The 12,540-nt window shown below is 59.3% G+C and carries 12 protein-coding genes; 7 read left to right on the top strand and 5 right to left on the bottom strand.

Annotation, left to right across the window (positions count from 1 at the left end; translation table 11 throughout):
• Position 1: 1 nt before the first annotated feature.
• The 6 genes from cyoB (at position 2) to queC (ending at position 5,410) form a co-directional block, all read left to right on the top strand.
• Entirely contained in the window at positions 2-2,020 is a 2,019-nt protein-coding gene (gene cyoB / locus AC1RL5_RS25040; RefSeq protein WP_011063286.1) for a cytochrome o ubiquinol oxidase subunit I, read from the top strand.
• 3 nt (positions 2,021-2,023) lie between these two features.
• Positions 2,024-2,650: a cytochrome o ubiquinol oxidase subunit III gene (locus AC1RL5_RS25035; RefSeq protein WP_011063285.1), complete on the top strand. Its 627-nt coding sequence runs from the start codon at positions 2,024-2,026 to the stop codon at positions 2,648-2,650.
• Entirely contained in the window at positions 2,651-2,980 is a 330-nt protein-coding gene (gene cyoD, locus AC1RL5_RS25030; protein WP_011063284.1) for a cytochrome o ubiquinol oxidase subunit IV, read from the top strand.
• Between the two features lie 10 nt (positions 2,981-2,990).
• Complete coding sequence (gene cyoE, locus AC1RL5_RS25025; RefSeq protein WP_011063283.1) at positions 2,991-3,878, top strand: heme o synthase; 888 nt, start codon at positions 2,991-2,993, stop codon at positions 3,876-3,878.
• 158 nt (positions 3,879-4,036) lie between these two features.
• Positions 4,037-4,591: a cytochrome b gene (locus AC1RL5_RS25020; protein ID WP_019093706.1), complete on the top strand. Its 555-nt coding sequence runs from the start codon at positions 4,037-4,039 to the stop codon at positions 4,589-4,591.
• A 120-nt stretch (positions 4,592-4,711) separates the two neighbouring features.
• Entirely contained in the window at positions 4,712-5,410 is a 699-nt protein-coding gene (gene queC / locus AC1RL5_RS25015; RefSeq protein ID WP_011063281.1) for a 7-cyano-7-deazaguanine synthase QueC, read from the top strand.
• A 94-nt stretch (positions 5,411-5,504) separates the two neighbouring features.
• Here queC and AC1RL5_RS25010 read toward each other — a convergent pair whose 3' ends face one another.
• Together AC1RL5_RS25010 and AC1RL5_RS25005 are read right to left on the bottom strand one after the other, a co-directional pair.
• Positions 5,505-6,386, bottom strand: coding sequence for a queuosine precursor transporter (locus AC1RL5_RS25010; protein WP_019094238.1), 882 nt, complete (start codon positions 6,384-6,386; stop codon positions 5,505-5,507).
• Positions 6,373-6,975, bottom strand: a complete 603-nt coding sequence (locus AC1RL5_RS25005; RefSeq protein WP_492589870.1) for a helix-turn-helix transcriptional regulator — start codon at positions 6,973-6,975, stop codon at positions 6,373-6,375. The genes AC1RL5_RS25010 and AC1RL5_RS25005 overlap by 14 nt, the downstream gene beginning before the upstream one ends.
• A 527-nt stretch (positions 6,976-7,502) precedes the next feature.
• On the opposite strand from AC1RL5_RS25005, the gene glyA reads away from it, so the two are divergent.
• Positions 7,503-8,858 (top strand): serine hydroxymethyltransferase, encoded by a 1,356-nt coding sequence (glyA, locus tag AC1RL5_RS25000; protein ID WP_015636911.1) that lies wholly within the window; start codon positions 7,503-7,505, stop codon positions 8,856-8,858.
• 100 nt (positions 8,859-8,958) lie between these two features.
• Here glyA and AC1RL5_RS24995 read toward each other — a convergent pair whose 3' ends face one another.
• The 3 genes from AC1RL5_RS24995 to AC1RL5_RS24985 form a co-directional block, all read right to left on the bottom strand.
• The gene (locus tag AC1RL5_RS24995) at positions 8,959-9,660 is read right to left on the bottom strand and encodes a hypothetical protein (protein ID WP_019094240.1); all 702 of its coding nucleotides are present in this window, start codon (positions 9,658-9,660) and stop codon (positions 8,959-8,961) included.
• A gap of 165 nt (positions 9,661-9,825) precedes the next feature.
• Complete coding sequence (locus AC1RL5_RS24990) at positions 9,826-10,752, bottom strand: CobW family GTP-binding protein (RefSeq protein ID WP_011063276.1); 927 nt, start codon at positions 10,750-10,752, stop codon at positions 9,826-9,828.
• Complete coding sequence (locus AC1RL5_RS24985) at positions 10,752-12,497, bottom strand: amidohydrolase (RefSeq protein ID WP_053159991.1); 1,746 nt, start codon at positions 12,495-12,497, stop codon at positions 10,752-10,754. Before AC1RL5_RS24985 ends, AC1RL5_RS24990 begins: the two co-directional genes overlap by 1 nt.
• Positions 12,498-12,540: the final 43 nt, after the last annotated feature.

Below are 12,540 nucleotides of genomic sequence, written 5' to 3'. Positions count from 1 at the left end.
GATGTTTGGTAAATTAAGTCTGGAAGCGATTCCGTTCCACGAGCCGATTGTCATGGTCACCGTTGCCATGATTCTGCTCGGTGGCGTGGCGCTGTTCGCGGCAATCACCTACTTCAAGAAGTGGACCTATCTGTGGACCGAGTGGCTGACGTCCGTCGACCACAAGAAAATCGGTGTGATGTACATCATCGTCGCCATGGTCATGCTGCTGCGTGGTTTTGCCGACGCCATCATGATGCGTACCCAGCTGGCCATGGCCACCGAGGGTTCGCCTGGCTACCTGCCACCTGAACACTATGACCAGATCTTCACCGCCCACGGTGTGATCATGATCATCTTCATGGCGATGCCATTCTTCACCGGCCTGATGAACCTTGTCGTGCCGCTGCAGATCGGCGCGCGTGACGTGGCCTATCCGTTCCTCAACTCCCTGAGCTTCTGGCTGCTGGTTTCGGGCGTGGTGCTGATCAACCTGTCCCTGGGCGTTGGCGAATTCGCCAAGACCGGCTGGGTTGCCTATCCGCCGCTGTCGGGCTTGCAATACAGTCCGGGCGTGGGTGTGGACTACTACATCTGGGCGCTACAGCTATCAGGGCTGGGAACAACGCTAACGGGGGTCAACTTCCTGGCCACCGTGCTGAAAATGCGTACCCCGGGCATGAAGATGATGGACATGCCGATCTTCACCTGGACCTGCACCTGGGCCAACGTGCTGATCGTGGCTTCATTCCCGATCCTCACCGCTACCCTGGCACTGCTGACGCTTGACCGTTACATGGATTTCCACATTTTCACCAATGAACTTGGTGGCAATCCAATGATGTACGTGAACCTGTTCTGGGCCTGGGGTCACCCCGAGGTGTACATCCTGATCCTGCCGGCGTTCGGTATCTTCTCTGAAGTGATCTCGACCTTCTCCGGCAAGCGCCTGTTCGGCCACCATTCGATGATCTACGCTTCCGGCGCGATCTCGGTACTGGGCTTCATGGTCTGGCTGCACCACTTCTTCACCATGGGTTCGGGGGCCAGCGTCAACGCCTTCTTCGGCCTGGCGACGATGCTGATCTCGATTCCGACGGGGGTGAAGCTGTTCAACTGGCTGTTCACCATCTACCACGGCCGTCTGCGCATCACCAGCCAGGTTCTGTGGACCCTGGGCTTCATGGTGACCTTCGCCATCGGCGGCATGACCGGCGTACTGCTGGCCATTCCGGGTGCCGACTTCGTTCTGCACAACAGCCTGTTCGTGATCGCTCACTTCCACAACGTGATCATCGGCGGCGCGGTATTCGGCTACATCGCCGGCTTCAGCTTCTACTTCCCGAAAGCCTTCGGCTTCAAGCTGCATGAAGGTTGGGGCAAGGCTGCGTTCTGGTTCTGGATCTCCGGCTTCTTCGTCGCGTTCATGCCGCTCTATGCACTGGGCTTCATGGGCATGACCCGTCGTCTGAACGCCACCACCAACCCTGAGTGGGTGCCGTACCTGTACGTCGCCATGGTGGGTGCGGTGATGATCGCCGTGGGTATCGCCTGCCAGCTGATCCAGCTGTACGTCAGCGTGCGTGACCGCAAGCAGAACATGTGTGTATCCGGCGACCCTTGGAACGCCCACACCCTGGAATGGTCGACCTCGTCGCCACCTCCGTTCTACAACTTCGCGGTACTGCCGAAAGCCGAAGGCATCGATCCGTTTACCGAAGCCAAGGAAAACGGCACTGCCTACGCGCAGCCTGGCCGCTACCAGCCGATCCACATGCCCAACAACACCGCTACCGGTCTGGTCATGGGTGCTCTGCTGACCGTGTTCGGTTTCGCCATGATCTGGCACATCTGGTGGCTGGCCATCGCAAGCCTGGCCGGCACCGTGATCTATTTCGCGATCCACGCTGCCCGTGATGATCAAGGCTACATGGTGCCGGTCGAAACGATCGAGCGCATCGAAGCCGAACAGCACAAGCGTCTGGTATCGGAGAACAAGATCCCGGCTACCCGTGTTGAAACCTCGTTGGAACAGGCTTAATCCATGTCGAACTTAGTGACCAATGCTGGACACGCCCATGTCGATGACCATGGGCACGATGACCATCACCACGACTCGGGCGAGATGACCGTATTCGGTTTCTGGCTCTACCTGATGACCGACTGCATTCTGTTTGCGTCGATCTTCGCGGTATACGCGGTACTGGTTAACAACGTAGCGGGTGGCCCGTCGGGCCACGACATCTTCGAACTGCCATACGTACTGGGTGAAACCGCCCTGCTGCTGTTCAGTTCGATCACCTACGGCTTCGCCATGCTGGCGTTCTTCCGGGGCAACAAGAAGCAGGTACTGGGCTGGTTGGCCATGACCTTCCTGTTCGGCCTGGGCTTCATCGGCATGGAGATCAACGAGTTCCATCTGCTGATCTCCGAAGGCTATGGCCCTAGCCGTTCCGGCTTCCTGTCCGGGTTCTTCACCCTGGTCGGTACCCACGGTCTGCACGTGACCAGCGGTCTGATCTGGATGGCGATCATGATGTACCAGGTGCAGAAAAACGGCCTGACGGCGACCAACAAGACCCGTCTGAGCTGCCTGAGCCTGTTCTGGCACTTCCTGGACGTGGTGTGGATCTGCGTATTCACCGTTGTTTACCTGATGGGGACTATGTAAATGGCCAACACACACTCCCACGACGAAGCCGGTCACGGCAGCGTCAAGTCCTACGCCATCGGCTTCATCCTGTCGGTCATCCTGACACTGATCCCGTTCGGTCTGGTGATGTACCCATCGCTGCCCAAAGACGTGACCCTGTGGATCGTCCTGGCGTTCGCAGTCATCCAGGTGCTGGTGCACCTGGTGTACTTCCTGCACCTGGACCGTTCCGAAGCACAGCGCAACAACGTGGTGGCGTTCATCTTCGCCGCGTTGGTCATTGTTCTGCTGGTTGGTCTGTCGTTGTGGATCATGTTCAGCATCCACACCGTCATGATGGCGAAGTGAGGTAAACCCGATGTCGCTCAAGCACTTTATCCAAATCACCAAACCGGGGATCATTTTCGGTAACGTGCTTTCTGTGGCAGGCGGGTTCTTCCTGGCCTCGAAAGGGCATGTCGATCTGGCCATTTTCCTGGCCGCCATGATCGGCACCTCGCTGGTGGTAGCGTCCGGTTGCGTGTTCAACAACTGCATCGACCGTGACATCGACCTGAAGATGGAGCGCACCAAGAACCGCGTGCTGGTCCAGGGCCTGATTTCCCTGGAAGTGGCACTGGTCTATGCCTCTATCCTCGGTGTCGCCGGCGTCGCCCTGCTGTACTACGTGGCCAACCCGTTGGCCGCGTTGTTCGCGGTAATCGGCTTTGTCATCTACGTCGGCTTCTACAGCCTGTACCTCAAGCGCAAGTCGGTTCACGGCACGCTGGTGGGCAGTCTGTCCGGAGCCATGCCGCCAGTGATCGGCTATGTCGCGGTCAGCAACAGCTTCGACATGGCTGCGCTGACCCTGCTGGTGATGTTCAGCCTGTGGCAGATGCCGCATTCCTACGCCATCGCGATCTTCCGCTTCAACGATTACCTGGCCGCATCGATTCCGGTGCTGCCAGTGAAGCGTGGCATCCGCGTGGCCAAGAAGCACATCCTGCTCTACATCCTGGCATTCCTGGTGGCGACCCTGATGCTGACCTTCAGCGGTTACGCCGGCATGAGCTACCTGGCGGTAGCGGCGGCCATGGGCATGTACTGGTTGTACATGGCCTGGACCGGCTACAAGGCAGTGGATGACACCGTGTGGGCGCGCAAGCTCTTCGTGTTCTCGATCTTCACCATCACCGCGCTGAGCGTGATGATGTCGGTGGATTTCAAGGCCCCGACCGAGCTCCTGCTGACCTACGCACACTAAGCTGTCCAGGCCACAGGAAAAGCCCCGCCTTCGTAAGAAGCGCGGGGCTTTTTTCATTGCGCTGGGTTGATGGTCACATCATTTAAAGTTTTTCGGCCCGAAGGCCTGGCCTGGCCGGGTAAAATGCGCCGTTCGTGGATAGAACCTGAGTGGATGCAATGGAAAACCGTATTGAACTGTACGACTCGAAGGCGCGCTATGGCGTCATCAGTCGCGGACTGCACTGGGCCATGGCCCTGGCCTTTGCCTGGATCTACAGCACCACCAGTGCGCATTACCTGCTGGCCGATTCGGCCCTGGACAAGTTCCTCTGGCCGACCCACAAGCAAGTCGGCCTGCTGTTGATGGCCCTGCTGCTGGTGCGTGTGGTCTGGAGCCTGTTGAACCGTCATCGCCGGCCGCCGAGCCTCAACCTTGCAGCAACCCTGGGGCATGGGCTGCTGTATGCCGGGATGTTTGCCATTCCGTTTCTCGGCCTGTTGCGTCAGTACGGCTCGGGTCGCGCCTTTTCCGCCTTCGGTCTGCCGGTAATGAACGGCTTCGACGGGCCGAAGATCCAGTGGATGACCGAACTGGGCAACAATTTCCACAGCCTCCTGGGCTGGACCCTGCTGGTGCTGATCGTCGGCCATGTGGCGGCGCTGATCCTGCACTGCATCAAGGGCCAGGGGCATATTCTGCGGCGCATGGCCGGCAGTGCACGCTCGGCGTGAGCCGCGCACCCGAACACGGAAAAGCCCCGCCTTCGACAGACGCGCGGGGTATTTTATTGAGAGCCCTTGCGTGGGCTGCCCAACTATTCAAATGACCCAACTCATGCAGGAAGCAGAATGATGAAGAAAACAGCGGTTATCGTGTTCAGCGGCGGACAGGATTCGACAACCTGTCTGATCCACGCCTTGCCGCTCTATGACGAAGTGCACTGCATTACGTTCGACTATGGCCAGCGGCACCACGCGGAAATCGAGACCGCGCAGCGGCTATCCAAGCAGTTGGGGGCGACCGTGCACAAAGTGCTGGACGCTTCGTTGCTCAACGAACTGGCGATCAGCAGCCTCACTCGGGACAACATTCCGGTGCCCACGGTGAACAGCTCAGGCGAGAGCTTGCCCAGTACCTTTGTACCCGGAAGAAATATCCTGTTCCTTACCCTGGCCTCTATCTACGCCTATCAGGTAAAAGCCGAGACCGTGATTACCGGAGTGTGCGAGACCGATTTCTCGGGTTACCCCGATTGCCGCGATGAATTTGTAAAGGCCTTGAACAAGGCCCTCGAACTGGGCATGGAGTACAAGTTGCGCCTCGAGACTCCGCTGATGTGGCTGAACAAGGCAGAAACCTGGGCCCTGGCGGACTACCACAATCAACTGGAGCTGGTTCGCGAGCAAACCCTGACTTGCTACAACGGCATCATGGGCAGTGGCTGCGCCAACTGCGACGCCTGCAATCTGCGGGCAAAAGGCTTGAACGCTTATCTGGAGAACAAGACGCAAGTCATGGATAGCCTGAAGAGCAAGATGGGTCTGAAGTGAGGATTTGAGCCGCTTGCTGCCCTTGGAGCCCAACACTGAACCTGCCTGGCAGATAGGTGTTGAGCTCCGGCGTTGCTCTACAAACAGCGATCGATCATTTTGCCTGGCTATCCGTTATGTATCTCTTGAACAGTGATCGTGCGCCATAGGCGGGCAATATATTGAAGAATGCAAAACAGACCTTGATCGCGATCTGAACATAAATCATGTTCAGGATGTCGTTGTTTTGCATGGCTCCATAGAATGCGATGTAGCAAAACACGAAGCTGTCGATGATGACCGCAAACAAGGTGCTGAGGAATATCCGCAGAAATAGGAATCTGGAGTTTGTGAGTTCCTTTATCTTGCACAGCAAATATGAGTTTATGTTTTCAGAAACAAGGAAGGAAACGGAAGACGCTACCAGTACAGACGACACCTGGATAATAACGTCGTTATAAGGTGTATCGAGTTTCCAGCCTGGAAGCCCGGGGAGAAACGTGGACGCGTAGAGCAGGATGATGATCATGGCGTTGCTTGCAAATGCAAACAGAATGGCTCTTCTGGCGAGCCTGAGTCCGAAGTTCTCGTTCAGCAGGTCAACGATCAGGAATGTCAGAGGGTACAGAAAGGTGCCCGGGGTAATAATGATGTCGAGGGACTCAAGGTAGATCGGCTTTGTTGCAGCGATGCTGGTGAAAATATAAAAGGTAAAGAGCAGCAGGTTGAGGATGATGTAGATCATCCATGAGTTTTCATTGCGGTCGTTCAAGTCGTATGCAGTAAGTGTTCCTCCTTGGGAGTAGAACTTTTTATACAGGTTTTTAACTTCCATTTTGTTCAAGTTATCCATTATTTCGCTGTTCACTACTTCGCTCAGCTTTATTTTTATGACCTTGCCGGTGTCGATGATCATGATCACGGCCAGGTTTTTATTGTTCTCAAACCCCAGAAGCTTGTACTTGCTGTTCTCGATATCACCTTCATAGGCAGTCATTGAAGCGTTCCTCAATGATATCGCCGACGACAGATATACGATCCGGGTCGAAGACGACCTCGTTCATGATCAACAGTTTCCTGGTCTGTTTGTCGTAAGCCAGTTTTTCCTTTTCATCGCTGATCGTCCCCTTTTGCACGATCAACAGGCCGCCGACCTCATACATGCCCTTGATATCGTTTTCCAGGCGCACGGCTATCAAGTTGCAGGATGTACCGAAGTAGTAGGTCAATGGGAAACAAGTGGCGAGTTCGCCAATACGTTTATCCATGTTGACCATCAACTGGCTTTCCTTGAGGATCGGAACAGCAGCCGGGTTCATGTTCCCTTGCGGGGAAATGCTGCTTTCGATGATCTCCTTCTCTTCAAAGTCGACGGTTTCTATTTCCTCATAGGAAATACCGAAGAAGTCGGAGATTTTTCGAATGGTGGACTGCTGGACGTTGCTGACCTTGCCTTCCAGGATGTTGTATATGGTTGTTCTGGTCAGGCCACTGGCGTTGCATAAAGACAGTTGTGTCTCTCCGCGACTTTTAATCAGGTATTTGATATTGCTTTTTAAATACTCTGTTCTTTCTCTTCTGTGCATCAAATGCCTCACCATTTCCTTATAGTCGTAATGCATCGAATTTTTTAGCGTTCACATCGCGCATGACATCGATTGCCTGGCGCCAATAGCGGGATCACTGTGGCAGAAGCCTGTCAGTTGCTTTTGTGTTGTCTGGTAATTCGCTAGTGCTCCTTTAGCCAGCCTGTATCCGTCCTGGGATACTTCGCTACGGGGACTGTGGGCGATCAAGTCGCTGAGAGGGGCCGGTTTGCACGGGGCCGCAGCGGACAAGTGTTGCATGCGTCAGCCATGACAATAAAGCCCCAGGGGGTGGGCATCACCACTCCCGCCCTGAGGCTTGCACCGGCAAGGCTGCGCCGATGTCTTTTTACTTCAAAAAAGAAGCATTTAACTTTGAGGATGTTTAATTTTTTGATTAATTCTGTTACGCCTTATACAGTCTTGACCCAGGGCCCGGATCAGCCCGATTCACACCAACGAACGTAAAACCCAGGAAGCACGCCCTCGTTCGTGGCGCGCAGCACTCAAGGAAGGGGCACAGATTTATGGCAGCCGATACCGAACCACTGAGGAACCAGGCCGACTTGCTGCGATGTGGCTTGGCGGACCTGCGAACAGAAGACGCCGAGCTGGCCAGGATCCTGGACGCTGAAGTAAGCCGGCAACAACGCACGCTTTCCCTGGTTTCATCCTCCTGTGCAGCCACCCCCAGAAGCCTTGCCGCCTCGGCCTCGGCGCTGGTCAACGTGACGGCGCAGGGGGTTGCGGGCAAACGCCATCACGCCGGGTGCGAAAACGTCGATCTGGTGGAATCCCTGGCGATCCGCAGGGCACGGGAGCTGTTTGCCGCGCAATACGCCGCGGTGCAATCGCACTCGGCCTCGAACGCCAACTACCAGGTGTTGTCCGCGCTGCTTGAGCCGGGGGACACCCTGCTCGGGATGGCCCTGGATCATGGCGGCGACCTGACCCACGGCAGCTCCCTCGCTTTTACCGGTGCCCACTACAAGGCGATCCGCTACGGCACCACGGCCCAGGGCACCATCGACTACCAGGAGGTACGTCAACTGGCGATGGCCCACCGCCCGCGCATCATCATCTGTGGGGCAACGGCTTATTCGCGGGTCGTGGACTTCCAGCGTTTTCGCGACATTGCCGATGAAGCCGGGGCCATCGTCCTTGCCGACATCTCCCATATCGCCGGTCTGGTTGCCACGGGGCGTCATCCGAGCCCGATCGATGTGGCGCACGTCACCACCACTTGCACCCACAAACAGCTCGCCGGGCCACGCGGCGGCCTGATTCTTTCCGGGCGGGACGCGGACACCAAGGTGCCCGGCCTGAGGTCGAGCTTTCGTCGGGTGCTCGACCAGGCAGTTTTCCCCGGGATGCAGGGGGCGCCTGCAGTCAACATGATCGCCGCCAAGGCGGCCGCGCTGGGCTATGCCATGTCTGCACAGTTCGATGCCTACATGGGGCGGATTCGCGCCACGGCGGATGAAATGGCCTGCGCGTTCATGGCGCGGGACTACGAGGTAATGGGCGGCGGGACGGAAAACCACACGATCCTGTTGCGCTTGCCTAAGGGCATCAGCGGCTCCCTCGCCGAATCGGCATTGGAAAAGTGCGGAATCATCGTCAGCAAAAAACGCGCACCGGGGGAGACTCGATCGTCATTTGCCGCCAATGGCTTGTGTATCGGCACGGGCTCCATCGCACAGCGCTATGTGGACCCCCAGGGGTGCCGGCAGATCGTCGACCTGGTGTGCCGGATACTGGATCAGCTGCAGCCGCGGGGCGAGCAGCCATACGTTCTGGAGCCCGCGCAGCAGGAGCGCTTCCGGCTGGAGACCGAGGCGTTGTGTGCGATGTACCCCATCCTTGAGTACGGGGATCGCTGAAGAAAAAAAGCCCCGTCTTCACGCTGGAATACGGGGCTTTTCAGGTCTGCAGAAGGCTGTGCTGGCGCTTCGCGAGCAAGCTCGCTCCTGCAGCGGCGGGTTACAGCTGTTGTTGCGCGCTGTAGCCTTCGAACGCAGTCTGCTGCTGGATCGCGGTAACGATGTTCTTGCGGGTGGCCTGCTGTTCGTTGCCATCCTTGTCGAGGAACATCTCGCTTTCCAGTTCCGCCTCGTCGCCTTCGCCGACAAAGCTGAAGCCGAGGAATTCGAAGGCTTCACGGTCGACGTTGGCCTTGGAGCGCGGGCGCATCGGCAGGGTGACGCTGACGCCGTCCTTGCTGATGGCGAACACTTCCATTTCCTTCTTCGGACGCGCCTTGCTCTTGCCGCCGCTGGGGTTGCTGATGGCCTGGTGGGTCTGGTTCAGCACCTTCAGGGCCAGGCCGTAGACCAGCTCCTGGAAATCCGGATCCTCCTTGTAGCTGGAGAGAATCCGGCTGATGGGGAATTTCTTGCTCAGGTCTTCCAGGGCGGCGAGGTCGGCGGCCTCGGCGTCTTTGAGCTGCTTGAGCTGGCCCATGAGTTCATAGGCGGTGTCGTCGTCAAAGCGGTCGTGGGCCTGGCGAATCGCTGCGCGCAGTTCGCGAATCTGGTCACTTTCTTTCGAGGTGTGGAAGGCGTCGAGCACCATCTCGCTGATGGTCTTGGCCTGGGACACGTGTTGTGAAAGATGAATGGCGTTTTCGTATTCGGCCTTGTTGGACAGGGCGACTACGGATTCTTCGGTGTTGGAATCAGGCATTGAACATCCACTACTTGGTTTAACAGGTTTGAGGCGCGAAAGGCCCAGGGGGATTTTCGGGGGCGCCTAATCTATTGGACCCGGGCCCTATTGTCACGGACCAAGCGACGGCCCGGCAGCCGCGCCTCTTTCAGACCGGCCTTCGCGCCACAGATTCCCTGTCGTTCAAAGCACTTGTGTATCGCTGACCCCAGCCTCCAGTTCCTGGCGCAGATCGCTGCCCCGGCGGGCGATGAATACCAATTGCGCGGCATGCTCGGTGGGCTGATCGGCGGCCAGGGTGAACTGGCTGCGGTTGCCCACATGCTGCAACCAATAAGGTTGTTCATTGCCTTCAAGGCGCACCAGGCCCTTGAGGCGCAGCAGGTCGGCGGGCAGGCGCGCCAGCCAGTCCCGCAAAGCCTTGGGTTGCAGCGGTCGCGAGCTTTTCCACACCCAGCTTTCGAACAACTGGTCGTGGGCCTGGGGCAGGGCCTTGAACAGCACTTCGGTGGAGCGCACCGGCGGCGCCAGCAGCAGCTCGGGGGGCAGCTCGGCCTGCACCGTGTCGAATACCGGGGCGCGATTGCCGAGGCTGGCGCGGATGCTCTGCAATTGCTCGGCGCTCACCAGGTCGGCCTTGTTCAGCAGCACCCAGTCGGCGCAGGCCACCTGGGCTCGGGACAGGCGGGCCATTTCCCCTTCCAGGTCCTGGTAGCCGCTGGCGTCCACCAGGGTGATCACCGCGTCCAGGTGCAGGCGGTTGCGCAGTTGCGGGTAGCCGATGGTCTGCACGATGCGCTGCGGGTCGGAGACGCCGCTGCACTCGATGACAATTCGCTCCAGGGCCGGGCGCAGCTTGGACAGGCTCACCAGTTGCGCCAGCAGGTCCTCCTGCACGGTGCAGCAGATGCAGCCGTTCTGCAGGCTGTACACCGCGTCGGTGACCTCGGCGATGATCGCCGCATCGATGTTCAGCTCGCCGAAATCGTTGACGATCACCGCCAGCCGGCCGCTGTCGGCGCGTTGCACCATGCGGTTGAGCAGGGTGGTCTTGCCGGCGCCGAGAAAGCCTGCAACCACGGTTACCGGGATGCTCGGGGTGCTGTTCATTATTCCTTGCCCTCGATCACCGGTGGCAGGCCTTCCCACACCGCTTGCAGCGGGGTGTCGCTGAAGGTGCCCTGGCGGTCGTAGACCAGTTGCCCCTCGACGAAGGTCAGTTGCACCTGGGTGTGGTGGATGTAGTTGCGTGCGCCCTGGGCGAACAGGTCGCGGTCGAGGACGATCAGGTCCGCCGACTTGCCGGCCTCCAGGCTGCCGGTCAGGTGTTCCAGGCCCATAGCGTGGGCGCCGTTGAGGGTCGCTACTTGCAGGGCCTGTTCCAGGCTGATGGGGTCACCGAAGGTGTCGGGTTCCTGGTTCCACGGGTTCTGCCGGGTGACCATGGTTTCCAGGGCCAGCCATGGATCGATGGACGCCACCGGCCAGTCGGTGCCGAACACCGCGATGCCACCGGCTGCCAGCACGCCCTTGAAGTCATAGATGCGCTTGAGGCGTTCCTGGCCGTAGCCGGAGCGCGCGCCGCTGGCGAATGGCGTCGGGTACCAGGCTGCCGGAGAGAACTCGGCGATCACGTCCAGGGCCTGGAAGCGCTTGAGGTTGCCCGGGTGCAGCAGGGTGCTGTGGGCGCACTGGTGACGGATGCCGCTGTTGCCGTTGCGCCGCCGGGCCTCGGCCACGGCATCGAGGAACACGTCGGAGGCGCCGTCGCCGGTGCAGTGGGCGATCACCCGCAGGCCGCGCTTGTCCATGTCCACCACCATGTCGGTGATGTGTTCCGGGGTCAGGTTGAGCTTGCCGCGCCAGCTCGACTCTTCCGGCCAGGGGGTCAGCAGGTAGGAGGACTTGGGCTCCACGGTGCCATCGAAGTGGAACTTCACCGCGTTGGCACTCAGGCGCGCGCTGCGATAGAAATGCCGCTCGCCACTGAGCAGTTCCCAGCGCCGGCGCACCGGGAAGATGTCGTCCTGCCAACTGATGGCGGCTTCCACCCGCAGGGTCAGCTCGCCGGCATCGTCCAGTTCCTTGAGGGCCTGCAGGCGGTTTTCGCAGACGTGCACGTACTTGGTGGCGGTGACCCCGCGAGAGGTCTGGAAGTGCACGCCATCGCGATAGGCACGGCGCAGCACCGACACCGGAGTCGGCGGCATGGCGGCATGGATCAGGGCGTAGGCCCCGTCGATCAACAAGCCGTTGGGTTCGCCGGTCAGCTCGTCGCGCTCCAGGTAGCCGTTGCGCGGGTCGCTGGTGTGGCGGTCGATGCCGGCCAGTTCCAGGGCCTTGGAGTTGACCATCATGGTCCCCCACATGCGGTCCAGCAGGGCCACCGGGCGGTCCGGCATGACGCTGTCGAGCCATTCGCGGCCCGGGGTCAGCCCGGCCTCGCGGAAGGTGTAGCGCACCCAGTACTGGCCGTAGATCCAGCCGTCGCCGGGATGGCTGTCGGCATAGGCGTGGATCGCGGCTGCCAGTTGCTCCGGGGTCGGGTCTTCGATGCCCACGTCCAGGTCGTCGGCGTAGCGCGGGGCCAGGGCCAGGTCCGGGTGGGTGTGCATGTCATGCAGGCCGGGCATGCAGAAGGCCCCGTCCAGATCGTGCTGGCGGGTGTTGGGGCCGATCAGCGAAGCCAGGGAGGCGAGGCTGCCCACCGCGATCAGCTTGCCCTGGCGGATGGCCACGGCGTCGGCCCAGGGCTGGGCCGGATCGAGGGTGTACATCCGGCCGTTGTGCAGCACCAGTTCAGCGTATTGATCGACGGCGCTATGGGTGGAGTTGAATTGGTCGGAAGCGGTCACGGGGTCAACCTCTCAAGCAGGGGGCCCTTCAAAGGTGGGCAAA

The organism is Pseudomonas sp. GW822-FHT06D10, assembly GCF_058799535.1.
Note: the sequence above shows the minus strand (reverse complement) of the source record. Positions and strands in the feature narration are given on the sequence as shown.